At 35.9% G+C, this 23764-nt stretch carries 21 protein-coding genes; 19 read left to right on the top strand and 2 right to left on the bottom strand.

The genetic code is table 11. The annotated features are described in order from the left end of the window. The first annotated feature begins 52 nt into the window (after nt 1-52). From htpX to greA, 14 genes are all read left to right on the top strand, one after another. Entirely contained in the window at nt 53-952 is a 900-nt protein-coding gene (htpX, locus tag CCC20_RS03825) for a zinc metalloprotease HtpX (protein WP_003066190.1), read from the top strand. Between the two features lie 138 nt (nt 953-1090). Beyond that, nucleotides 1091-1627, top strand: coding sequence for a YceD family protein (locus tag CCC20_RS03820; protein WP_013852190.1), 537 nt, complete (start codon nt 1091-1093; stop codon nt 1625-1627). Between the two features lie 244 nt (nt 1628-1871). Further along, a complete protein-coding gene (locus CCC20_RS03815) occupies nt 1872-2564 on the top strand; it encodes a response regulator transcription factor (protein ID WP_003066186.1) in 693 nt (230 codons plus the stop codon). Further along, nucleotides 2564-4048: a sensor histidine kinase gene (locus CCC20_RS03810; RefSeq protein WP_003066184.1), complete on the top strand. Its 1485-nt coding sequence runs from the start codon at nt 2564-2566 to the stop codon at nt 4046-4048. The genes CCC20_RS03815 and CCC20_RS03810 overlap by 1 nt, the downstream gene beginning before the upstream one ends. A 189-nt stretch (nt 4049-4237) precedes the next feature. Beyond that, nucleotides 4238-4732 carry a transcriptional regulator NrdR gene (gene nrdR, locus CCC20_RS03805; protein WP_003066183.1) on the top strand — a complete coding sequence of 165 codons (495 nt, stop codon included), beginning with the start codon at nt 4238-4240 and terminating at the stop codon, nt 4730-4732. Next, nucleotides 4719-5876, top strand: a complete 1158-nt coding sequence (locus tag CCC20_RS03800) for a DnaD domain-containing protein (RefSeq protein WP_013852183.1) — start codon at nt 4719-4721, stop codon at nt 5874-5876. Before nrdR ends, CCC20_RS03800 begins: the two co-directional genes overlap by 14 nt. Nucleotides 5877-5886: 10 nt before the next feature. Further along, nucleotides 5887-6789 carry a primosomal protein DnaI gene (gene dnaI / locus CCC20_RS03795; protein WP_013852182.1) on the top strand — a complete coding sequence of 301 codons (903 nt, stop codon included), beginning with the start codon at nt 5887-5889 and terminating at the stop codon, nt 6787-6789. A gap of 154 nt (nt 6790-6943) precedes the next feature. Continuing rightward, nucleotides 6944-8254 (top strand): ribosome biogenesis GTPase Der, encoded by a 1311-nt coding sequence (gene der / locus CCC20_RS03790; protein WP_013852181.1) that lies wholly within the window; start codon nt 6944-6946, stop codon nt 8252-8254. 143 nt (nt 8255-8397) lie between these two features. Continuing rightward, nucleotides 8398-11487, top strand: coding sequence for a pilus expression-regulating Snf2 family helicase (locus CCC20_RS03785; protein WP_287179264.1), 3090 nt, complete (start codon nt 8398-8400; stop codon nt 11485-11487). Nucleotides 11488-11744: 257 nt separating this feature from the next. After that, nucleotides 11745-12341, top strand: a complete 597-nt coding sequence (zapJ, locus tag CCC20_RS03780) for a divisome accessory protein ZapJ (protein ID WP_144356717.1) — start codon at nt 11745-11747, stop codon at nt 12339-12341. Nucleotides 12342-12374: 33 nt separating this feature from the next. After that, complete coding sequence (gene murC, locus CCC20_RS03775; RefSeq protein ID WP_287179261.1) at nt 12375-13706, top strand: UDP-N-acetylmuramate--L-alanine ligase; 1332 nt, start codon at nt 12375-12377, stop codon at nt 13704-13706. Between the two features lie 51 nt (nt 13707-13757). After that, nucleotides 13758-14252, top strand: a complete 495-nt coding sequence (locus tag CCC20_RS03770; protein WP_003066172.1) for a GNAT family N-acetyltransferase — start codon at nt 13758-13760, stop codon at nt 14250-14252. A 98-nt stretch (nt 14253-14350) separates the two neighbouring features. Then, nucleotides 14351-16072 (top strand): endolytic transglycosylase MltG, encoded by a 1722-nt coding sequence (gene mltG / locus CCC20_RS03765; protein ID WP_287179258.1) that lies wholly within the window; start codon nt 14351-14353, stop codon nt 16070-16072. Nucleotides 16073-16154: 82 nt separating this feature from the next. Further along, nucleotides 16155-16637, top strand: coding sequence for a transcription elongation factor GreA (gene greA, locus CCC20_RS03760; RefSeq protein ID WP_003066170.1), 483 nt, complete (start codon nt 16155-16157; stop codon nt 16635-16637). A 293-nt stretch (nt 16638-16930) separates the two neighbouring features. Here greA and yidC read toward each other — a convergent pair whose 3' ends face one another. Continuing rightward, on the bottom strand, nt 16931-17851 hold the full coding sequence (gene yidC / locus CCC20_RS03755) for a membrane protein insertase YidC (RefSeq protein ID WP_003066169.1): 921 nt from the start codon (nt 17849-17851) through the stop codon (nt 16931-16933). A gap of 89 nt (nt 17852-17940) precedes the next feature. Continuing rightward, the gene (locus tag CCC20_RS03750) at nt 17941-18219 is read right to left on the bottom strand and encodes an acylphosphatase (RefSeq protein WP_003066168.1); all 279 of its coding nucleotides are present in this window, start codon (nt 18217-18219) and stop codon (nt 17941-17943) included. A gap of 177 nt (nt 18220-18396) precedes the next feature. Here CCC20_RS03750 and CCC20_RS03745 point away from each other — a divergent pair, with 177 nt between their 5' ends. The 5 genes from CCC20_RS03745 (at nt 18397) to CCC20_RS03725 (ending at nt 23752) form a co-directional block, all read left to right on the top strand. Further along, nucleotides 18397-19386 (top strand): LacI family DNA-binding transcriptional regulator, encoded by a 990-nt coding sequence (locus tag CCC20_RS03745; RefSeq protein WP_003066167.1) that lies wholly within the window; start codon nt 18397-18399, stop codon nt 19384-19386. A gap of 295 nt (nt 19387-19681) precedes the next feature. Continuing rightward, nucleotides 19682-21064 carry a glycoside hydrolase family 32 protein gene (locus tag CCC20_RS03740; protein WP_003066166.1) on the top strand — a complete coding sequence of 461 codons (1383 nt, stop codon included), beginning with the start codon at nt 19682-19684 and terminating at the stop codon, nt 21062-21064. Nucleotides 21065-21081: 17 nt separating this feature from the next. Further along, entirely contained in the window at nt 21082-22356 is a 1275-nt protein-coding gene (locus CCC20_RS03735; protein WP_003066164.1) for an oligosaccharide MFS transporter, read from the top strand. 49 nt (nt 22357-22405) lie between these two features. After that, nucleotides 22406-23149 carry a TrmH family RNA methyltransferase gene (locus CCC20_RS03730; RefSeq protein ID WP_003066162.1) on the top strand — a complete coding sequence of 248 codons (744 nt, stop codon included), beginning with the start codon at nt 22406-22408 and terminating at the stop codon, nt 23147-23149. 99 nt (nt 23150-23248) lie between these two features. Further along, complete coding sequence (locus CCC20_RS03725) at nt 23249-23752, top strand: HDIG domain-containing metalloprotein (protein WP_003066160.1); 504 nt, start codon at nt 23249-23251, stop codon at nt 23750-23752. The last annotated feature ends 12 nt before the right edge of the window (nt 23753-23764 follow it).

Here is a 23764-nt window from a genome sequence, read left to right as displayed (position 1 = left end):
TGGTTGGTGACTTTAACAACTCAAAGAGACTTTCTATTTTCTTAATAAAATCATGTTATACGATCAAATTTCTAGTAACAAGCGAAGAACGGTTGTTTTGATTCTTGTTTTCTTCTTGATTTTGTCAGCTATTGGTGCCGCAGTAGGCTATCTTTGGTTAGATAGCCTAGAATTCGGTGTGGTTATCGCCTTAATCATTGGTGGAATCTATGCTGCTAGTATGATTTTTCAATCTACAAATGTTGTCATGTCAATGAACAATGCGCGTGAAGTCAGCGAGGAAGAAGCCCCAGAACTTTATCATATTGTAGAAGATATGGCAATGGTGGCACAAATTCCAATGCCGCGCGTGTTTATCGTTGAAGATGATTCTTTAAATGCGTTTGCGACAGGTTCGAGTCCTGAAAATGCTGCCGTCGCAGCCACCACAGGATTGTTAGCTGTGATGAATCGTGAAGAATTGGAAGGTGTTATCGGACACGAAGTTAGTCATATTCGTAATTACGATATCCGCATTTCTACCATTGCTGTCGCCTTAGCCAGCGCAGTGACTTTGATTGCCAGTATTGGTAGTCGCATGATGTGGTTTGGTGGGAACAGTCGTCGCCAATCAAATAACCGTGATGAGGGTGGTCTTGGTATTTTGATGCTTCTCTTTTCGATTTTATCGTTAATTTTAGCACCACTTGCTGCAACTCTTGTTCAATTAGCGATTTCACGGCAACGTGAATACCTTGCTGATGCCAGTTCTGTTGAACTCACTCGCAACCCTGAAGGAATGATTAAAGCACTTCAAAAACTGGAGCAATCTTCTCCAATGCATCATCCTGTTGATGAAGCAAGTGCGGCACTCTATATTAATGACCCTATCAAAAAAGAAGAAAGAACAACATCATTGTTCAATACACATCCATCTATTTCGGATCGTATTGAACGTCTTCGTCAAATGTAAGTATTTTTCTCCTTCACACGCTTGTGTGAAGTTTTTTGTTGCTACGTTATTCAATAAGCTTTATTATTGGTAGTAATATGTACAGACAATACTGTAAAAAGTTGGTATAATAGTAAAGAAATTTTAAAAGAGGTAATAATGATGTTTTCAATTTCGGAAATAAAAAAGAATTCAGATGGAATTAGTTTTAATTCTGTTTTAGAAATTAAAGAAAAATTAATAGAACGTACTAAAGATGTGCTAGATGTTAAAGAGATTTTTGTACAAGGAACTATTTCCTACGATGATGGCTTATATCTGTTAAATTATACACTTGATTATACGATTACGTTACCATCAAGTCGCTCAATGTTGCCTGTAGATGTGCATCAAGTTGAAGAAGTCTCAGAAATTTTTATTGACGCAGCGGATATTCATGCAAAAGAAGATCTTGTTAGAGAAAATCTTGTCTTAGTACTTGAAGAAGATTATATTGATTTAGAAGAGAGTGCTATTGATAATATTTTATTAACGATTCCAATGCAAGTTTTAAGCGAAGAAGAACAAAATTCTGACACAATGCCATCAGGAAATAGCTGGTCAGTTTTGACAGAAGAACAATATAATGCCCTGCAGAATAAGAAGAAAAAAGAAAATAGTCCGTTTTCTGCTTTAAATGGATTGTTTGAAGATTGATAATATTTTTATTAAAAAAATAAAGTATTCTTGAATTATTGTTAACACTTTGATATACTTTTAAAGTGTTATAGTATACTTATCTTTAATATTTGCTTTGATGATATTATAACAAACAAGTAAGAATGCTATAATATTTTTTTAATCAATAAACAAAGGAGGCGCTCTGTATAAGAGTGTATACTTTAGCAAAATAGAGATTTTATAATTTTTAGAATAATAAAATAATAAAAGGTTGGTGACAATGAGTAAAAAGATTTTAATTATTGAAGATGAAAAAAATCTTGCACGCTTTGTGTCTTTGGAATTACAACATGAAGGTTATTCAGTAGTTGTAGAAACAAACGGGCGTTTAGGGCTTCAAACAGCTCTTGATGATGATTTTGACTTGATTTTGCTTGATTTAATGCTTCCAGATATGGATGGATTTGAAATTACGCGTCGTCTTCGATTGGAAAAAGAAACTTCTATTATTATGATGACAGCTCGCGACTCTATTATGGATATTGTTGCTGGGCTTGATCGTGGTGCAGACGACTATATTGTCAAACCATTTGCAATTGAAGAACTCTTGGCTCGTGTTCGTGCCGTTTTTCGCCGGCAAGATGTTGAATTTAAACGAGAACAGGGTAATCAAGGAAAAGAAGGATTGCTTGGTCTACGCTTAAATCCTCAAAATCGTTCAGCGGTTCGAGGTGATGATGAAATTTCGCTTACAAAACGTGAGTACGATTTGTTAAGTGTTCTTTTGTCGAATGTTAATCGTGTAATGACACGTGAAGAACTGTTAGCCAATGTTTGGAGATATGATACTGATATTGAGACAAATGTTGTTGATGTTTACATTCGTTACCTTCGCGGAAAAGTCGATATTCCAGGTAAAGAATCTTACATTCAAACAGTTCGTGGAATGGGCTACATTATTCGAGAAAAATAATGATAAAATGGGAAGAAAAGTCTTTATCTAGAAAAATATCGATTTTCTCTTTGCTTCGGATTCTCCTTGTGTTAACTATTTTTAATCTAATCGTTTACTTTGGGACTACCCAAATCTTTTTAGCACGAGAACGTTACGATGTTGAGCAAGGTGCCGAAGTAGTGAGAGATTTTTTGTCTCAAGAAAGTGCACTGACAGTTGATAATCTTTTGGAGCTGTTGGATGAATATAATGCTACGAGGTCACTTGTTGAGGAAGATGGTACCCAATATATCCTAGATAAAAGTGGTGGGATTGATGATTTGACTTCTGATAATCAAGATGTCGCCATTTTTAACAAGGATAAGCAATTAGTTTTAACGACTGATAAGTCAGTTGCAAATTTTAAAACAGGTACAGTTGGCAAAATAAAAATCTACCGTGCACCTGCTTTTACAGGTTACTATTCAACGGCGAAAGTTTACTCCAAAAACACAAAAGAAGTTATTGGCTATGTGACGCTTTTTCAACACTTTAGCTCCTACTATCGGATGCGATATTGTCTTGTAGCAATCCTTTTGATTACAGAGTTGGCTGAGATGGGGTTAATTTCACATGTTCTTTTCTCTTCGACAAAACGCTTTTTACGTCCGTTGGAAGAATTTCAAGGAGTTGTTAGTAATATTGCCGAAACCCCTGGTGATTTGACTGTCCGTAGTGCTATTCATTCTGGAGATGAAATTGAAGAAATTTCTGCTAACTTTGATAAAATGTTAGATCAAATTGAAGGGTATACTAAAAGACAAGCGCGTTTTGTTAGTGATGTTAGTCATGAATTACGAACACCGATTGCAGTTATTAAAGGACATCTTGGTTTACTGAAACGTTGGGGGAAAGAAGACCAACATATTCTTGAAGAAAGTTTAGATGCTGCTTATCATGAAACGGATCGAATGTCCATTATGGTTAATGAAATGCTAGATATGGTTCGTGTTCAGGGAAGTTTTGATTTACACAAAGGTGAAAAAACAGATTTGAAAAAATCAATTGAATTTGTTTTGGGAAATTTCCGTATTTTGCACCCAGATTTTAATTTTCAATTTTCAACAAGTGTGGAAGAATGTGTCTTTGCAGAAATTTACAAAAATCATTTCGAACAGGCAATTTTGATTTTAATTGATAATGGCGTAAAATATTCTTCTGGAAGTAAAATAATACATGTGACTTTGGACGTCCAAGGAGATGATGCTATTATCAAAGTTCAGGATGAAGGAGAAGGTATTTCTCAGGAAGACCTAAAATATATTTTTGAACGTTTTTATCGAACAGATAAATCACGTAATTGTGTTTCGACACAAGGAGGTCTTGGGATTGGTTTAGCTATTCTTAAGCAGATTGTTAATGCTTATGAGATCAATGTTAGCGTTAATAGTGTTGTTGATGAAGGCACGGAGTTTACATTGGTTATTCCGATAATTAAGGCAAAACAAGATAAAACAGACTGAGTTTTTCTCTCGGTCTGTTCGTTTTTCTAATAAAGCATAATTGAACGGTCAATTTTTTATTAGAAAAGGGACAAGGTTTAAAAAATGGGAAAAGTTTTGGCTGATATGGTCAAACTGGTATTACTTTCCTAATGATTGATTTTATGTTAGAATAAAGTATTAAATTAATTGGTAAAATGGGGTGTTTGCATGCGTTGTCCAAAATGTAATTATAATAAATCAAGTGTTATTGATAGTCGCCAAGCTGAGGACGGAAATACCATTAGACGTCGTCGCGAATGTGAAAATTGCCATACACGTTTCACGACTTTTGAACGTGTTGAAGAATTGCCCTTACTAGTCATAAAAAAAGATGGAACGCGTGAACAATTTTCTCGTGAAAAGATTTTAAATGGTATTTTCCAAAGTGCTCAAAAACGTCCAGTATCAAGCGATGATATTGAACAAGTTGTCTCACGTATCGAGCAAAAAGTTCGTAGTGAGTACGAGGGTGAGGTTCCGAGTACAGCCATTGGTAACCTTGTCATGGATGAGTTAGCTGAACTTGATGAGATCACTTATGTGCGTTTTGCCTCTGTTTACAAATCGTTTAAGGACGTTGATGAGATTGAAGAACTTCTACAACAAATTACCAAACGAGTTCATAGTAAGAAGAAAAGAAGTAATTTAAATGAGACCGATTGATGAGTTTTCTTATATCAAAAATAATAAGGTTTTATTAGATTCTGATAGTCTTAGCCAGTTGTATCACCCAGTAATTGGAAATCACGCGGTTTTGCTTTACGATTATTTATTGGCATTTTTTGATAATGGTGTTAAACGTCATAAATTTAGTGAGATTCTCAATCATTTGCAATTAAGCATGCATCAGGCGGAAGAAGCTTTTGCAATTTTGACTGCTGTTGATTTGCTTGTTTTGTACCAAACACGTGATGCTTATGTTTTAAAATTACAGCCAGCTTTGAATCGTGAGACTTTTCTTAGCAATCCTATCTATCGTCGTTTGTTAGAGCAGGAAATTGGAGATGTTGCAGTGGCGGAATTGGATATTAAAATTCCGCAAGAGGCTAGAGATATTTCCAAAAAATTCTCGGATATTTTTTCAGCAGAGGGGACACCAAAGCCAAAAGCAAATGTGTCAAAAAATCATTTTGATTTGGATAGCTTTGAGCGTTTGATGTTGCGTGATGGCCTGCAATTTAAAGATGAAAAAGCAGATGTTGTTTCGATTTACAGCCTTGCTGACCAATACACAATGAATTGGTTTGATACCTATCATTTGGCAAAAAGCACGGCTATTAATGGTAAAATTTCACCACAACGAATGACTGTTCAGTTGGAACAACAAAAAAATACGACATCACAAGGTCAAAGCAAAGAGCAATTTGATGCCAAGGAACAAGTGATTATTCGTGAAGCTAAGCAAGCTAATGCAAGAGAATTTTTGGAGAAAATCAAAGCACCACGTCGTGCAGTAGTTACCGAGAGTGAGCGAAAATTATTGGAAGAATTAGCCAACATGAGCTTTTTAGATGAAGTAATTAACGTTATGGTGCTTTATACTTTAAGTAAAACACAGTCAGCTAATCTCAATAAACCTTACATTATGAAGGTAGCAAATGATTTTGCCTATCAAAATATTACGACTGCTGAAGCTGCTGTTTTGAAAATGCGCAGCTTTACCCAACGCAATAAAGACCGTAAAACACAAGCAAAGGTTGCTAAAAGCAATGTCCCTGAATGGACAGCAAAAGAATACAAGCACGTTGCTACTGCTGAAGAAAAGGCAAAATTGGAAGAACTCAAACGTAGCATGTTAGAAGATTAAGGAGCGAATGATGGAAAAAATCGGACAAACCTTGGCTAAACAGCTTCGCCAAAGTCACACAGACCTTAATGAATTGACCCAAGTTATTTTAGCAGATAAGGAAATTGCTGATTTTATCACGTCAAATGGCTTGACTCAGAAGCAAATTAACCGTAGCTTACCTAAGTTTAATCAATTCATGGTGGAGCGTGAAAAATTTCAAAATCAGGATAAATCCTATATTGCTAAAGGTTACAAGCCTGCTCTTAGCATGAATGAGGGCTATGCAGATGTCATTTATTTGGAAACACGCGAGTTAGTCGAGGCTAAAAAACGTCAAGATATTAAAAATCGTGTGACTTTGATTGGTTTGCCAGCTAGTCTCAAACACATTTCAACAGATGATCTTGATTTAGGAGACCCAAATCGTATTGAAATTTACAATTATTTGAACGATTACCAAAAAAATCTTGAGACTGGAACTCAAAAAGGGCTTTACGTTTTTGGAAATTTTGGTGTTGGGAAGTCTTATTTGATGGCTTATCTAGCAAATCGTTTATCTGCCAAGTACGGCAAGTCAACGACCTTGCTTCATTTTCCGACTTTCTGTGTTGATATTAAAAATGCTATCAATACAGGAACGGTGAAAGAGCAAATTGACCAAATCAAACAATCTGAAATTTTAGTTCTTGATGATATTGGGGCAGAGCAACAAAGCCCATGGATTCGTGATGATGTTTTGCAGGTTATTTTACAATACCGCATGCAAGAAAATCTCTTGACATTCTTTACATCAAATCTTGATGTTAAAGGACTTGAAGAACATTTTGCGGCATCACGTTCAGGTGATGAAACATGGCAAGCCAAGCGTGTCATGGAACGTATTCGTTATTTGGCTCGTGAAATTCATTTACAAGGTGATAATCGTCGCTAATCGTAAATCATTAAAAGTGATAAAATAGATAAAAGAATTTGAAAGGAATAAATTCGACAAAGGGATTCTTGAGAAATCAAAATGTCTTTCGTGTGGAAAAAAATCCACTTAAAATAGTTTAGACTGTTTTAACGAAGCTGGTACTAGAAGAATTATGGCTTTACCTACAGTTGCTATTGTCGGGCGTCCAAATGTTGGAAAATCGACTTTGTTTAACCGTATTGCCGGTGAGCGCATTTCAATTGTGGAAGATGTCGAAGGTGTTACACGTGACCGCATTTACACAACGGGTGAATGGCTTAACCGCAAGTTTTCATTGATTGATACTGGTGGTATTGATGACGTTGATGCACCATTTATGGAACAAATCAAACACCAAGCTGACATTGCGATGACTGAAGCAGATGTTATCGTGTTTGTGGTTTCAGGAAAAGAAGGCGTTACAGATGCTGATGAATATGTTTCAAAAATCTTGTATCGTACTAATAAACCAGTGATTTTAGTGGTCAATAAAGTTGACAACCCTGAAATGCGTAGTGATATTTATGACTTTTACTCACTTGGTCTTGGGGACCCATATCCAGTATCATCTGTTCACGGGATTGGTACAGGGGATGTCTTGGATGCTATCGTTGAAAATCTGCCTGTTGAGGAAGAGGACGAAAATCCAGATATTATCAAATTCAGTCTGATTGGTCGTCCAAACGTTGGTAAATCAAGTTTGATTAATGCGATTCTTGGTGAAGAACGTGTGATTGCAAGCCCAATTGCAGGGACAACACGTGATGCTATCGACACAAACTTTACGGACAGCGAAGGTCAAGAATACACAATGATTGACACCGCAGGTATGCGTAAATCTGGTAAGGTTTATGAAAATACTGAAAAATATTCAGTAATGCGATCAATGCGTGCCATTGATCGTTCAGACATCGTTCTTATGGTTATCAATGCCGAAGAAGGAATTCGTGAGTACGATAAACGTATTGCAGGATTTGCTCACGAAGCTGGTAAAGGAATCATTATCGTTGTTAACAAATGGGATACAATTGAAAAGGACAACCATACAGTTGTAAAATGGGAAGAAGATATTCGTGATCAATTCCAATTCTTGTCATATGCACCAATTGTCTTTGTTTCAGCGGCGACAAAACAACGCTTGAACAAATTACCTGATATGATTAAGAAAATTAGCGCAAGCCAAAACAAACGTATTCCGTCAGCTGTGCTTAATGATGTTATCATGGATGCTATTGCTATCAACCCAACACCAACAGATAAAGGGAAACGTTTGAAAATCTTCTACGGCACACAAGTTTCTGTTAAACCACCAACGTTTGTTATCTTTGTTAACGAAGAAGAACTCATGCACTTCTCATATATGCGTTTCTTGGAAAATCAAATCCGTGCAGCTTTCAGCTTTGAAGGCACACCAATTAATTTGATTGCCCGCAAACGTAAATAAGATTTAAAAGCACCGTTTGTGGTGCTTTTTTTGCTGCATTTGGAAAATATCGCTAAAAATAAAATTAAAAGGATTATTTTTTCAAGCTAAAGAGGGCTGAATTTGATATAATAAAAGGATAAGGAAAAAGGTGGTGGCTAAGAGTGGGTAGAATGATTCCAGGTCGAATTCGCAATCAGGGAATAGAACTTTACGAACAAGGTTTGGTTGATATTGTTAGTAAACAAGAAGAAGTAATTCAAGCGAAAGTTGGTGTACATCATCTTCAATATGCTTTAGAAGATGAACAAGTGAGATGTGATTGTGATCTGTTTGCCAAGAAAAAATATTGTGAGCATTTGGCGGCTTTAGAGTACTTCCTAAAGAATAATACAGAAGGCAAAGAGTTGTCAGATGAGCTTAGTTCACATCAAGAAATTCAGCAAGAAACGAAAAAAGTAACCTCATTTGGTAGTGTCTTTCTGGACGGCTTGGTTATCAACGATGACGACACAACAAAATACCGTTTAGCAGCTTATGGTAATCAGAGCCCCTATTCATCAGATTATTGGTGGACGTTAAAAATTAATCGTTTGCCTGATGACCGTGCTTATGTTGTCCGAGACATTAAAGCCTTTTTAGCGATTATTAAAAGCGAAGGCTATTATCAAATTGGGAAAAATTATTTTGAACCTTTGTCTTTGATTCAATTTGATGAGGCTAGTAAAGACTTAATTCAATTTTTATGGCGTGTCTTGCCAGATAGTGACCGTGTTGATTTGGAGTATATTTTGCCAAATCACGGTCGAAATCTTGCGTTGACAAGTGGGACATTTGAGGAAGGCATTTCATTGTTAAACGCGCTTTATGATTTCTCATTTGAACACAATCATCAAAATTATGGGCAACTGGTTTTTAGACCATTAGATGCCTCAGAAGGGCTGTTGTCATTTAAAGTCATTGTTCACCGTCAATCAATTGAACTAATTATTACAGAAAAAACATTTCAGCCACTTTTTGACAATACTTTCTTATTTACAAATGGTATGATTTACGGTTTGAATTTGAAACAACAAAAAATCTTAGCCGCTGTTCGTAGTCTGCCGATTGAGTCTGATTTAGCGAAGCATTTGTTCTTTGATTTGGATGACCAAGCAAAATTAGCTGCTAGTTTGCTTGATTTTAAAGAGCTTGGAGTGGTTGAAGCTCCGAAAAGTTTTGAAATTCATGACTTTGTACCTTCTTTCCATTTAATGTTAAATGAATACCAAGAGATTGCTTTAAAGGTGACTTTTGATTATGGTACGGTTAAGGTCAGTAGTAAACGTGAACTCGAAGACTTACCATTTGCTAGTCATTTTAAGCATGAAGAACGTGTGTTTAGGACTTTAGAAGCAAATGGCTTTGCTGCCTCGTTTTCATCTTACCATGCACCTTTGGCGAATGAAGATTTATACGACTTTTTTACCAATACTTTGGAACAATTGGAACGTTTAGGTAAGGTAATCCTGTCTGATGATCTTGAGGAAATGCGTCAGTTTGAGCGCCCACAAGTTTCTGTTCAAACAAATGGTGGTTTGTTGGATATTTCTTTTGATTTTTCAACTATTTTTGAAAACGATATTGATGCTGCCTTAGAAGCACTCTTTAAAAATCAACCCTATTTTGTGAATGATGCTGGTAAATTAGTTGTTTTTGATGAGGAAACACAACGTGTCAGCAATGCTTTGCAAAAATTACGAGCTAAGCAGCTGAAAAATGGGCATTTACAATTAGAAGCCATTTCAGCGTTCCAAATTTCAGATTTATTCCAAGACAATGATCGTGTGACATTTTCAAAAGAAGTTGAACAATTGGCACACGATTTGAGACACCCAGAAAATTTTGAGGTTACGATTCCGGAATTAAACACGCAGTTGCGAGATTATCAGACGACTGGTGTTCGTTGGTTATCTATGCTTGACCATTACGGATTTGGTGGCATTTTAGCTGATGATATGGGACTCGGTAAAACCTTACAAACAATTGCTTTTCTAACCTCTAAATTAACGCCAGAAACACGCATTTTGATTCTATCACCGTCAAGTTTGATTTACAATTGGCAGGATGAATTTACTCGATTTGCACCAGAAATTGATGTCGTTGTGGCTTACGGTTTAAAAGCAGTGCGTGATGATATTATTTCGCAAAATCATCAGGTTGTGATTACTAGTTATTCCTCTTTCCGTCAAGATTTTGACGAATATAGTCAGTTGGATTTCGATTATTTGATTTTGGATGAAGCGCAAGTGATGAAAAATACACAAACGAAGATTGCTCACTATTTGCGCCAATTTAAGGTTAAAAATTGTTTTGCTCTTTCTGGAACACCGATTGAAAATAAATTATTGGAAATCTGGTCAATTTTCCAAATTGTTTTACCAGGATTATTGCCAGATAAAAAACGTTTCCTCAAAATGGAAGCTAAGCAAGTGGCACGTTTTATTAAGCCATTTATCATGCGTCGCCATAAAGAAGAAGTTCTTCCAGAATTACCAGATTTGATTGAAATTAATTATCCTAATGAGCTTGATCATAAGCAAAAAGCGATTTATTTAGCACAGCTTCGACAAATGCAAGAAACGATTGCAGGAGCATCTGATGCCGATATTAATCGTCGTAAGATTGAGATTTTATCAGGTATTACGCGTTTGCGGCAAATTTGTGACACACCAAGTCTCTTTATGGATTACAATGGTGAAAGTGGCAAACTAGATAGTCTTCGCACTCTCTTGATACAAGTTAAAGAAAATGGACACCGTGCTCTTATCTTTTCACAATTTAGAGGGATGCTTGATATTGCAGAAAAAGAAATGGAAGAGCTTGGTTTAACTTCCTACAAGATTACAGGGTCAACACCAGCGAATGCCCGTCAAGAAATGACACGAGCTTTTAATAATGGCTCAAAAGATACCTTCTTAATTTCTTTGAAAGCAGGTGGTGTAGGACTTAACTTGACTGGTGCCGATACGGTTATCTTGATTGACCTTTGGTGGAATCCAGCTGTTGAAATGCAAGCCATTAGCCGTGCTCATCGTATTGGTCAAAAAGCAAACGTCGAAGTTTATCGCTTAATTACACGCGGAACCATTGAAGAAAAAATTCTAGAAATGCAAGAAAGCAAGAAAAATCTTGTAACAACGGTACTTGATGGTAATGAAACTCGTGCTAGTATGACCATTGAAGACATTAAAGAAATTTTAGGTGTCGATTAATAATCTTAACGTCAGTTTTTCAGCTATGAAAGACTGACTTTCTTTTGTGAAAACTTTGAAAAAATACCTGAATTAGTTTATAATAAAAATGCTACAAAGTTGGGGTTTGATTTGAGCTAATTTTGGTTTCTAACTTTATTTTGAGATGGAATCTTTGAGTTACTAGGACGTAGGTCATGATAGTGACTATTTGCCTTGACTTCTTAGTGAGTGATGATAAGTAATTGGCATAGTGTGTTGAGAAAGGAAGTGATGCTGTGAGTAAAACTGTAAGACGCTTTCCCTTAGTTGCTGATGGTGAGCCAGTAAGTAATCCATCAAAAGCAATGGCTTTATACGAAAATGAAGATTTAATTACCAATATTCATGGAACTTATCATGAAAAGGACTACGACAACGTCGCTAGAGACGATAACTTTGTTGGAAATATAAAAAATGATGCAGAGCGCATAAAAACAGTTAGCGAAGGTAAATCTTATGCGGAATTAGCGCGCGATGAAGCGAGACGAGATATTAAGAAAAAGCGTCAAGCTTACTTATCTAACGACGTTAAAAAGATGCCGTCAAAAGCAACTTTTCAACAACAACTAAAGGCTACTTTACCTAAAACTCCTGCTAAACCGACTAATAAACTTAGTCATTTAACAGAAAAAATGCATCAAGAAGACTATATCTTGGCAGAAATTCCCGTAACGTATAAAGAGCCAGATAATTCTTCTGTACCAAAACCAAAGAAAAACAACTATGATTTCTTGAAACGTAGCCAAATTTACAATAAGGAAGCTCAACAAAGCCAAAGGGAGCATAAGGTTGCTCAAGAGTTAAATTTGACACGCTTTGATGACGCTAATTAAACTGCCTGGCAGTTATTAAATAGAGGAGAAAAAATGTCTAAAACCTATCATTTTATCGGAATTAAAGGATCTGGTATGAGTGCCCTTGCCTTAATGTTGCACCAAATGGGATATAAGGTTCAAGGGAGTGATGTTAGTAAATATTACTTTACACAACGTGGTTTAGAACAAGCAGGCATTAAAATCTTGCCATTTTCTGAAGACAATATCACATCAGACGTTGAATTAATTGCCGGTAATGCTTTCCGTGAAGATAATAATGTTGAAATTGCCTATGCCGTTAATAATGGCTTTAAATTCAAACGATATCACGAATTCCTAGGTGATTTCATGCGCAAATTCACAAGTTTTGGTGTTGCAGGTGCACACGGAAAAACATCAACTACAGGTTTGTTGTCACATGTATTAAAAAATATTACAGATACCTCTTATTTGATTGGTGATGGTACTGGTCGTGGGTCAGCTAACAGCAACTATTTTGTTTTTGAGTCTGATGAATATCAACGCCATTTCATGCCTTATCACCCAGAATATTCTATTATTACAAATATTGACTTTGACCACCCTGATTATTTCAAGAGCATCGATGATGTTTTTGATGCATTTAATGACTATGCAAAACAAGTTCAAAAAGCTTTGTTCTTGTATGGTGATGATGCTTATCTTCGTAAAATCACGTCAGATGCTGACATTTACTACTATGGATTCAAAGATACAGATGACTTTGTTGCTTATGATATTGTTCGCACAACAAACGGTTCTGTTTTCAAAGTGAGACACGGTGATGAAGAACTTGGTTCATTCCATCTTCCAGCGTTTGGTCTCCACAATATTTTGAATGCGACTGCTGTTGTTGCCAATCTTTATATCGCTGGTATTGATATGGAATTGGTAGCAGAGCATATGAAGACATTTGCAGGGGTTAAACGTCGTTTCACTGAAAAAGTAATTAATAACACGACTATTATCGATGATTTTGCACACCATCCAACTGAAATCATTGCGACACTTGATGCTGCTCGCCAAAAATATCCAAGCAAGGAAATTGTAGCGATTTTCCAACCACACACCTTCACACGTACAATTGCCCTTTTGGATGAATTTACGAATGCTTTGAATCAAGCAGATTCTGTTTACTTGGCACCAATCTATGGTTCAGCACGTGAAGTTGACCACGGTGATGTTAAAGTTGAAGATTTAGCTAGTAAAATCCAAAAATCAGCTAAGGTGATTAGTCTTGAAAATGTATCACCACTACTTGACCATGATAGTGCCGTTTATGTTTTTATGGGGGCTGGTGATATCCAAATGTATGAACGTGCTTTTGAAGAATTGTTAGCAAATTTGGCTAATAATACGCAATAAAAAATGTGGTGAAAAGGAGCAAAGAGCTCTTTTTCTTTTGAGGATGATTCTATGATGATAAGGAATGTATGTCTTGAGGATTTACAAGATATTATAGATATTGAACGCAAGAATTTCTCTGCAGAAGAAGCAGCAAGCCTAAAAGATATGAAAGAACGCATTCTGACTATTCCAGATACTTTTTTAGTAGCTGAGATTGACGGAAAGATTTGTGGCTATGTTGAAGGACCTGCCATTTTTCAACGCTATTTAACAGATGATTTATTCCATCAGGTTGTTTCAAATCCAGTTGACGGAGGATTTATTGCAATCACAAGCCTTTCAGTGGCTCCTGATTTCAAAGGACAAGGTATTGGAATGGCTTTACTGGCGACAATGAAAGATTTAGCAATTGCTCAAAAACGTATAGGGATTACACTTACTTGTCATGAGAATTTAATTTCTTACTATGAAAGAAATGGTTTTAGCGATGAAGGTGAATCAGAATCTACCCATGGTGGTTCTAGTTGGTATAACATGGTCTGGGAATCACCAATGATTGAGTGATGACATTATTAAGAATAGATAACAAACCACCCCCGTCAGTTGATTTTGCGCTATTTTTAGGTTATAATGGCGATTGATTAAGATTAGGAGGATAAGCTTTGACCGAATTTAACGACGATAAGCCAAAAACTCAAAAAGAAAAAAGTTTCAAGGAGCAAATTTTAGCTGAGTTAGAGGAAGCCAGACGTTTGCGTAAGCAACAAGATTTAGAACTTCAGCAGAAAGAAAGAGAAGCAGAGGAATTTGCACGTAAGACAGCAGAATTAATGGCAGAATACGAAGCTGAGGAACGAAAAGAGCGCCAAGAGGCGGAAATTCATGAAGAAAAGCACCGCCTTGAAGAAAAAGCTCAAACAGCTATTGCTGAAAACCAGATTGAAACGACGATAGATGACAAAGAGATTAATGATGTTTTGAAAACTATTAATCAAACTTTTAATCCCAACAGTTCAGTTTCAGAGGGGAGTGCTGAAAACGAACAGGAAAGTTATCTTGTCCGAGCAACAGATGGTGTTGGTTTTGCTGGTATTCCAGATATTCCTGAAGAAATTACAAGTGATGATTCTCAAGTTGCTGATTCTAATATTCAAGCCGATGAAAACGTTCAGGCTGCAGAAAGCATTACGGATAGCTCAGCAGAGACTAATATAGACTTGGAGAAAAACGTGGGAACAAAACGCAAAAGAAAACGCCAAAAAACCGATAGTTTGGCACGACGTATTGCCTTGTTCTTGATAACAGCTATTATTATTGCTTTATTGGCAACTGTTTTTTTTGTTTATCGATATGTTGATAGCGCTGTCGGAGCACTTGATAGCACATCAACAGAGTACGTTACCGTTGAAATTCCAGAAGGTTCAGGAAACAAATACATCGGACAAATTCTAGAAAAATCTGGTGTTATCAAGAGCGCAACTGTCTTTAATTACTATACAAAATTCAAAAATTATAGTAATTTCCAAAGTGGCTATTATAACTTACAAGCTAGTATGGATTTAGAGGAAATCTGTAAACTTCTTAAACAAGGTGGGACCGCAGAGCCAGAAGAACCTTCTCTAGGAAAAATTCTGGTGCCAGAAGGCTATACCATTAAACAAATTTCAGAAGCTGTTACAAAAAATACAGCGGATGATGATTCATCAACACCTTTCACAGCAGATGACTTTTTGTCGGTTGTTCAAGATGGATCTTTCATTTCAAAAATGGTTGAAAAATATCCGAAATTATTAGCGAATTTACCAAGTGCAGATGAGGCGACGTATCAATTAGAAGGTTACCTTTTCCCAGCTACTTATAGCTACTATGAAGATACAACCATGGAAGATTTGGTTGAGCAAATGATTTCAACAATGGATTCGTATATGTCTAGTTACTATGATACGATTTCTGAAAAAGGTATGACTGTCAATGAAGTGCTTACGCTAGCCTCATTGGTTGAAAAAGAAGGTTCAACAGATGATGACCGTCGCAATATTGCAAGTGTCTTTTACAACCGTTTAAATGCTAACATGGCTCTTCAAAGTAATATTGCTATTTTGTATGCTATGGGCAAACTTGGTGAAGAAACGACATTATCAGCGGATGCAAGTATTGACACATCCATTGATTCACCGTATAATGTTTATACCAATACTGGTTTGATGCCTGGTCCAGTTGATAGTCCAAGCTTGTCAGCTATTGAGGCGACTATTAATCCCGCTTCAACGGATTACTACTATTTTGTAGCCGATGTGAATACAGGAGCTGTTTATTACTCAGAAACCTATGAAGAGCATGAAGCAAATGTTGAAAAATATGTTAATAGTCAATTAGATGAATAATAAATACTGACAAACATGGTGTGCTTCACATCATGTTTGTATTTGTAGATTATCCAAATAAATTTTAGAAAAGAGATAGAAAATGGCAGAAAAAACTTATCCAATGACCCTCGCTGAAAAAGAACAACTCGAACAAGAATTAGAAGAATTAAAATTAGTTCGTCGTCCAGAAGTTGTCGAACGTATTAAAATTGCACGTTCATATGGTGACCTTTCTGAAAACTCAGAATACGATGCTGCTAAAGACGAACAAGCTTTTGTTGAAGGACAAATCCAAATTTTAGAAACTAAAATTCGCTATGCTGAAATCATTGACAGCGATGCTGTTGCCAAAGATGAAGTAGCGATTGGTAAAACTGTTACTGTTGAAGAAGTTGGTACAACTGATAAAGACGTTTACCATATCGTCGGTGCAGCTGGTGCTGATATCTTCTCAGGACGTATTTCTAACGAAAGCCCAATTGCGCAAGCTTTAATTGGTAAAAAAACAGGTGATATTGTTACTATCGAATCACCTGCAGGAAGCTACGACGTTAAAATCGTTAGTGTTGAAAAAACAGCTTAATAAAGTCAGAGCCCCACAAAGGGCTTTTAGAATGTAGATAAACCTATTTTTAACTGAGATAAGTTATAAATAATTATTGTCTCTGTTTGTTTTCAGGATTATTTGCGAGTGAAGCGAGCAAGAAAATGATACTTTGTGCCGCTTAAACAATCTGGGAGATTGTTAGAGATCTTATCTAGAAATAAAAAAGCGAGGAACCTAAGGGAAGTATCGAAAAAGACTTTTTCTTGAAGTTAAAAATTAAAAAGGAACAGGAAGTGCTAAACTTCCTGTTCCTTTTGGTTTTAGTTTTATTATTTACGTTTACGTTGTTTACCAGCGTTGCGGTTGCTTTTCTTAGGTTTGTTGCTAAGTTGTGCATTGTTAGCAGCTGGTGTTACGTCTTTACGAACTTTTGATTTGTAAGTTTTTGGTGGATTTTTTTCAAATTCAGCAGCAATTTTCTGACGAAGTTTTGGTTTGATGATGAGCATAGTAATCAATTGTTGGATGATTGAGAAGAAACCACCGACTAACCAATAAAGGAGAACACTTGCTGGCATGCTCATACCGAAGAATACCATCATAAGTGGCATAGCGTACATCGTACCTTTCATCGCAGCACGTTGTTCTTCAGCAACACCTTGCATAGACAACCATGATTGGAAGAGGTACAAGACGGCGATAACGGCTGTTAGAGGGATACTGCGTGTGCCAAGGTCTATTCCTAAGAAAGTACTTTCAGAGACACCTTGTGTGTATTGCGCAGCAAAATACATTGCTGAGAAGAATGGCATTTGGACGAGAAGTGGGAGACATCCCATACCACCAAGCATATTGATGCCATTTTCTTTTTGGGCAGCCATCAATTCTGTTTGGGCAGCTAATTTTTCTTCTTGTGTTGTTGCATTACGCATACGCTCGTTGATTGGTTCAAAGATTGGTTTAAGATAAGCCATCTTTTCAGATTGATAGCTTGCTTTCCAAGATTGGTAAAGTCCGAGCGGTAGAATAATACAACGAACAATGATAGTTACTAAGATAATAGCTAAACCAAAGCCAAGTCCAACATTATTAGCAAAATATTGGATAAGTTTTGCCATTGGTTCACCAAGAATGTACCAGATAGTACCAGTAGGATTACCATTTGAATCACGACTGACACAACCAGTTAGTAAGAACAATAACGATAAGCTGAGTCCTGAAAAGAGGACACGATTTAGTTTCTTTTTCAATAGATTATTTCCTTTTATTATAATACCCTACTATTTTACTGTTTTTTGGGCAATTTCTCAATACATCTGTAGTCTTATTTTTTAGTGTATTAGTTGACAATGCGAAAATCAGTGAAATCTTCGAAATTAGCAATTTTAACATCAACATAGGTAACCTTTGACCATTGTGAAGGACCTTTGCGAATTTCTTGGATGAATTTAGCTATTTTAGCTGAGTCCTCGGATTGAGCGAGAATTTCTACGGTGCCATCGTCATTATTCCAAACGCGACCATAAATATCCCCGAGTTCAAGGGCTAGGGCATAAGTCGAATAACGGAATCCAACACCTTGAACACGCCCTGAGACAATTAAGCGTACTTTTTTCATCTCACTTTCCTCCTTATAAATACTTGTTAACTTTATCTAGTTTTATTATAACATAAGCAGTTTATGACTGCTTATGTTATAATAGTCATAAAGTTAAAAAAAGAATAGTTAAGTAAGATTACTGATTAATGATTACTGGAATTGGTAGTTGTTAACTCAAAAATTAGTGAGGAATATATGTCCGAAAAACGTCCAAGACTTGAAGATGTAGCTGCTTTGGCGGGTGTTTCCAAAACAACTGTTTCCAGAGTTTTAAATAATAGGGGATACTTAAGTAAAGAAACAATTCAAAAAGTTAATGATGCAATGAAAGAAATAGGCTATCAGCCAAATATTATTGCACGACAATTCTATACACAAAAGACTAACTTAGTCGGACTTATCTTCCCTACTATTAATAACCCATTCTTTGCGCAACTAGAAGCTGAAATGGAACTTCTTTTGTACAAAAAAGGATATAAAGTTTTAATTGGTAATTCACAAAATGATCCAGATAAAGAAGAAGATTATTTGAATCAATTACTGAGTCATCAGGTTGATGGTTTAATTGTTGGGGCGCATAACCAGGGGTTAAGTGAGTATCAAAACAGAAACTTACCAATTGTTTCTATTGATAGAATTATGAATGAGGATATTCCTGTTATTTCTTCGGATAATTACCAAGGTGGGAGGATAGCTACAGAAAAACTAATTTCTGCTGACTGTCAGTATATCGTACATACTAATGGTCCTATAGAATTACAGACACCAGCTCAGAAGCGTCGTATTGGTTATGAAGATACCATGATAGAACATGGATTGACACCAATAACTTATCATCTTGACTTTAATATTAGTCAGGAAGAAAAAAGGGAGTGTCTACGTCACATTTTTGTAGAACATCCGGAAGTTGATGGTATTTTTGCATCTAATGATACTGATGCAGCTATTTTGTTATCTTTAGCACAAGAATTTGACCGTAATGTTCCAAATGATTTAAAAATTATTGGATATGATGGTGCAGATATGGTACGCTTATTACTCCCCCATCTTTCGACTATTCAGCAGCCTATCAATGAGATGGCTGAACTAGCAGTAACCATTTTAGATAATCGGATTAATGGTAAAGGTGACGAAACTACTTCATATACATTACCGGTGAAACTGATTGAAGGTAAAACTTGTTAAATATAAGCAGAAGTAATTAATATTTTTTACAACAGACTCTACATTCTATTTATATGAGAATGTAGAGTTTTTTGCTTGTTTTTACAAGTATATAAAATGTCACATTATTCCTAAAATAATAAGTTAGTATTTGGGTTAAGTCAATGGTGCTACTGGCTAAGATTTTTTTATTTTTTTTGCAAAAAAATATATCAACCGGTTGACATATGAAAATGTAAGCGTTATAATATAACTAACTTCTAGAGGAAAACGATTATATTATATGTTAACCGGTTGATATAAAAAGAGGATAATTATGAATGAAATGACTGTTACTAACCAACGTTATCGCCTTAACTATCATTTAATGGCCAAATCAGGATGGATTAATGATCCTAATGGTTTATCATATTTTAAGGGGTATTACCATATCTTTTATCAATATTATCCATATGACTCTGAGTGGGGGCCAATGCATTGGGGACATGCTAGAAGTAAAGATTTGGTTCATTGGGAAACACTACCAGTTGCTTTAACACCAGGAGAAAGTGAAGATGGCTGCTTTTCAGGTAGTGCGATTGAGTATGATGGAAAATTATGGTTGATTTATACTGGTCACCATTATACTGATCCAACAGATCAAGAACAATTTTATGAAGATCAGAATCTTGCCTACAGTACTGATGGTATCCATTTTACAAAATATGAAGGTAACCCTGTTTTGAGAACACCTGTCGGTAACACCAAACATTTTAGAGATCCAAAAGTTTGGCAAGATAGTGATAATTTCTATATGGTTTTGGGAAGTCAAGAGGAGAATGGATTAGGTAGAGCGTTGCTATATCGTTCTAAAAATTTAATTGATTGGGAATTTATTTCAGTATTATCACAAGCTATCGATTGTGATAGAGAAGGTTTTATGTGGGAATGTCCAGATTTCTTCAGATTAAATGGAGAAGATGTTTTACTAATGTCGCCACAAGGAGTCCAAGAAGATGGTGATAAATACCGTAACCTGAATCAGACAGGCTATTTACTTGGACAATTAGATGACAACAATGGTGTCTTCCATCGTGGGGAGTTTTTCGAGATTGATAATGGTCATGATTTCTATGCAACTCAAACTTTACTGACACCAGATGGACGTCGTGTTATGATAGCTTGGATGAATGCCTGGGATTCTCCGATGTATGAAAAAGAAGATGGTTGGGCAGGAGCTTTAACATTACCAAGAGAATTGGTTATTCGTGATGGTCGACTTTGTCAGTTGCCAATTAAAGAATTAAAAACTTTGCGCGAAAAGATATTATTTGATGGAAAACTTGAAAAAGATGTGCCTTATACTTTAGAAGATAGCAGTGAAATTATTATTGATGCTCAACATATTAATTCTGGTCAATTCTTAAGTCTTTTTGATGGTAGTAATAGTTTAAAAATATCCGTTGATCGTGATGGTGATCGAATTATTTTAAATCGAACAACTACTGATGGTGAACGTGTCGCTCATATGTCATTATCTGATAGCTTGTCTTTACATATTTATGTAGATAGTAGCTCTGTTGAAATTTTCATGAATCAAGGAAGTGTCACTTTTACAGAAAGGATGTATTGGCAGGATAAAATTAACCTAAGCCTGTTAGCAGACTGTGATAATCAATCACGTATCTATCAATTGGAAAGAAATGCAAATAGTTACTAAGATTTGAGAGGTAAATTATGAGTAATTTAAAAAAGTATACTGCTAATCCGTTTTATATGAGCAATTCCTTGATGATTCTTTTATTCTTTACAGGTTGGGGAATTTGGTGGTCATTTTTTCAAATTTGGTTAACAACTAAGCAAGGCTTTTCAGGAACACAAGTTGGAACAATCTATTCTTTCAATTCAGCTATAACATTGATTTTAATGTTTGTGTATGGTTCACTACAGGATAAGCTTGGAATCAAAAAAAATCTATTAATTTTTTGTGTTGCTTGTGAAGTATTTTTAGGTCCTTTCTTTACTTGGGTTTATGTTCCTCTATTAAAAAGTAATTTTATTGTCGGTGCTTTAATTGGTTCTATTTACCTTTCAGTAGCTTTTCTTGCTGCTTCACCAACTTTTGAAGCTTTAGCAGAACGAATGAGTCGTCGTTTTGGTTTTGAATATGGTCAAGCACGCGCATGGGGATCTTTTGGTTATGCTGTTGCGGCTTTAATCGCAGGCTTCATGTTTACACTAAATGCCTATTTGATTTTTTGGATTGGTTCAGTATTTTCAATTGTATTATTACTTGTTTTGCTTTTTGTTAAACCAGAAAATGACACAGCTATCGTTACAAAATATGAAAGTAAATCTGATAACCAAGATGTCAATAATTCACCATCGCTACTAGAAATTTTGAGTGTGTTCAAGATGCCTGATCTTTGGAAAATTGTTATTTTCATCAGTATGAGTTGGACTTTCTATACTGTTTTTGATCAACAAATGTTTCCTGAATTTTTCACTACATTCTTTGGAACAGAAACAGCAGGTCAACAAGCTTATGGTGTTCTTAACTCTTTAGAAGTATTCTTAGAATCAATTATGATGGGAATTATTCCAATTATGATGAGAAAGACAGGGGTTCGTAAAAGTCTATTGATTGGATTGGTTATTATGGTTCTACGTATTGGTGGCTGTGGTTTGGTAACTAATCCTCTTGGTGTATCAATCATTAAGCTTTTACATGCTCCAGAAACTGCAATTTTTATTCTTGCAATGTTCCGTTATTTTACCCTACACTTTGACACGCGTATTTCGACGACACTTTATATGGTAGGGTTTCAAATTGCTGCACAAGTTGGACAGATTATTTTTTCAACGCCATTTGGATTATTACATGATAAAATTGGCTATCAACCAACTTTCTTAATTGTGGCAGGTATTGTATTCATTTCTGCGATATATGCTTTCTTTGTTTTAAAAAAGGACGATCAAGATGTTTATGGACAACCTTTGGAAATAAATTAAACACTACACTAAATCTCCTATTTAGGAGATTTTTTGTTATAATGTAAGCATGCAAGTAGTTATAACCTCAAAATCGAATAATCTCATTAAAAAGGCTAAAAAGTTATTGAAAAAAAAGTATCGTGACCATTCTTATTTAATTGAAGGTTGGCATCTTTTTGAAGAAGCGGAAAAAGCAGGGGCAGAATTTTTAAATATTTTTGTTCTTGAGGACTATGCTGACCGCGTCAGCCATTTTTCAATGGTAACATATGTAACACCTGAGATTTTAAAAGAATTAACGGATTCTAAGACACCGCAGGGGATCATTGCTGAACTTGCTATGCCAAGCCTGCCTTTAGAGAATTTAAAGGTAGGGCGATATTTGGTACTGGAAGATGTTCAAGACCCAGGAAATGTGGGAACGATGATTCGTACAGCAGATGCCGCTGGTTTGGACGGTGTGTTGATTTCAGAAAAATCAGCTGATATTTACAATCAAAAAACGCTACGTTCCATGCAGGGTAGCCATTTTCATTTACCGATTTGGCGTACTAATGTGTATGAGGCTTGTCAGAAGTTACAAAATCTTGATGTACCGCTGATTGCCACAACACTTTCCAAAGAGTCTGTGTCTTACAAGACCGTTGAGCACAATGGAAATTTTGCGCTTGTCATGGGAAATGAAGGTAATGGTATCTCAGATTCAATGACAAAGCAAGCTGATATTTTGGCACATATTATTATGCCTGGGCAAGCAGAAAGTTTAAATGTTGCTGTGGCAACAGGAATTGTCCTTTTTCAGTTGATTTAATTTGAAAATTGCGGTGCAGGAAAAGTAATTTTTGAGAACTTATTTTCAGTTTAATTTAAGGTCATATGCTATAATTAGAGCGAAAGAAGGTGATTCTGCATGGAAGCATATAAAAAAGATAAAGAGTTTATGGAGCTTGTTGGTCATCTTATCCAACACCCTCGTTTTCAAAAATTAGATAATATTCCACAGCATCACTATTCGACGCGTATGGAACATTCTATTAATGTGGCTTATACGAGCTACAAGATTGCCAAAAAAATTGGTTGGGATGAAAAATCCACGGCGCGAGGAGGACTTTTACACGATTTCTTTTATTACGATTGGCGAGAAACGAAATTTAATAAAGGCCATGCTTGGGTACATCCGAGAATTGCTGTGCGTAATGCCAGAAAATTGACTACACTAAATAAACGTGAGGAAGATATTATCTTGAAACATATGTGGGGAGCAACAATTGCTCCACCGCGTTATAAAGAAGGTTATATCGTGACAATGGTGGATAAATATTGGGCTGTCAAAGAAGCCATTACCCCATTTCGTAATCGTTTTAATAAGAGAAAGCGTTACAGTCGTAAAATTTTACCTAGTAATCATCGCTAGAATGGATTGAGT

Origin of the sequence: Streptococcus sp. LMAG:39, from assembly GCF_008680485.1 — a bacterium.
In the GTDB taxonomy this organism is placed as follows: Bacteria; Bacillota; Bacilli; order Lactobacillales; family Streptococcaceae; genus Streptococcus; species Streptococcus pasteurianus.
This window is presented reverse-complemented; position numbering and strand designations above follow the sequence as displayed.

What these genes read in the sequence shown, in the direction of transcription:
- CCC20_RS03750 (WP_003066168.1), bottom strand. Translation starts at nt 18,219, where the DNA reads ATGAAAAAAGTACGCTTAATTGTCTCAGGGCGTGTTCAAGGTGTTGGA.
- dnaI (WP_013852182.1), top strand. Translation starts at nt 5,887, where the DNA reads ATGGAAAAAATCGGACAAACCTTGGCTAAACAGCTTCGCCAAAGTCAC.
- CCC20_RS03815 (WP_003066186.1), top strand. Translation starts at nt 1,872, where the DNA reads ATGAGTAAAAAGATTTTAATTATTGAAGATGAAAAAAATCTTGCACGC.
- CCC20_RS03740 (WP_003066166.1), top strand. Translation starts at nt 19,682, where the DNA reads ATGAATGAAATGACTGTTACTAACCAACGTTATCGCCTTAACTATCAT.
- CCC20_RS03770 (WP_003066172.1), top strand. Translation starts at nt 13,758, where the DNA reads ATGATGATAAGGAATGTATGTCTTGAGGATTTACAAGATATTATAGAT.
- CCC20_RS03730 (WP_003066162.1), top strand. Translation starts at nt 22,406, where the DNA reads ATGCAAGTAGTTATAACCTCAAAATCGAATAATCTCATTAAAAAGGCT.
- CCC20_RS03725 (WP_003066160.1), top strand. Translation starts at nt 23,249, where the DNA reads ATGGAAGCATATAAAAAAGATAAAGAGTTTATGGAGCTTGTTGGTCAT.
- htpX (WP_003066190.1), top strand. Translation starts at nt 53, where the DNA reads ATGTTATACGATCAAATTTCTAGTAACAAGCGAAGAACGGTTGTTTTG.
- CCC20_RS03745 (WP_003066167.1), top strand. Translation starts at nt 18,397, where the DNA reads ATGTCCGAAAAACGTCCAAGACTTGAAGATGTAGCTGCTTTGGCGGGT.
- CCC20_RS03800 (WP_013852183.1), top strand. Translation starts at nt 4,719, where the DNA reads ATGAGACCGATTGATGAGTTTTCTTATATCAAAAATAATAAGGTTTTA.
- CCC20_RS03810 (WP_003066184.1), top strand. Translation starts at nt 2,564, where the DNA reads ATGATAAAATGGGAAGAAAAGTCTTTATCTAGAAAAATATCGATTTTC.
- greA (WP_003066170.1), top strand. Translation starts at nt 16,155, where the DNA reads ATGGCAGAAAAAACTTATCCAATGACCCTCGCTGAAAAAGAACAACTC.
- der (WP_013852181.1), top strand. Translation starts at nt 6,944, where the DNA reads ATGGCTTTACCTACAGTTGCTATTGTCGGGCGTCCAAATGTTGGAAAA.
- nrdR (WP_003066183.1), top strand. Translation starts at nt 4,238, where the DNA reads ATGCGTTGTCCAAAATGTAATTATAATAAATCAAGTGTTATTGATAGT.
- CCC20_RS03820 (WP_013852190.1), top strand. Translation starts at nt 1,091, where the DNA reads ATGATGTTTTCAATTTCGGAAATAAAAAAGAATTCAGATGGAATTAGT.
- murC (WP_287179261.1), top strand. Translation starts at nt 12,375, where the DNA reads ATGTCTAAAACCTATCATTTTATCGGAATTAAAGGATCTGGTATGAGT.
- CCC20_RS03735 (WP_003066164.1), top strand. Translation starts at nt 21,082, where the DNA reads ATGAGTAATTTAAAAAAGTATACTGCTAATCCGTTTTATATGAGCAAT.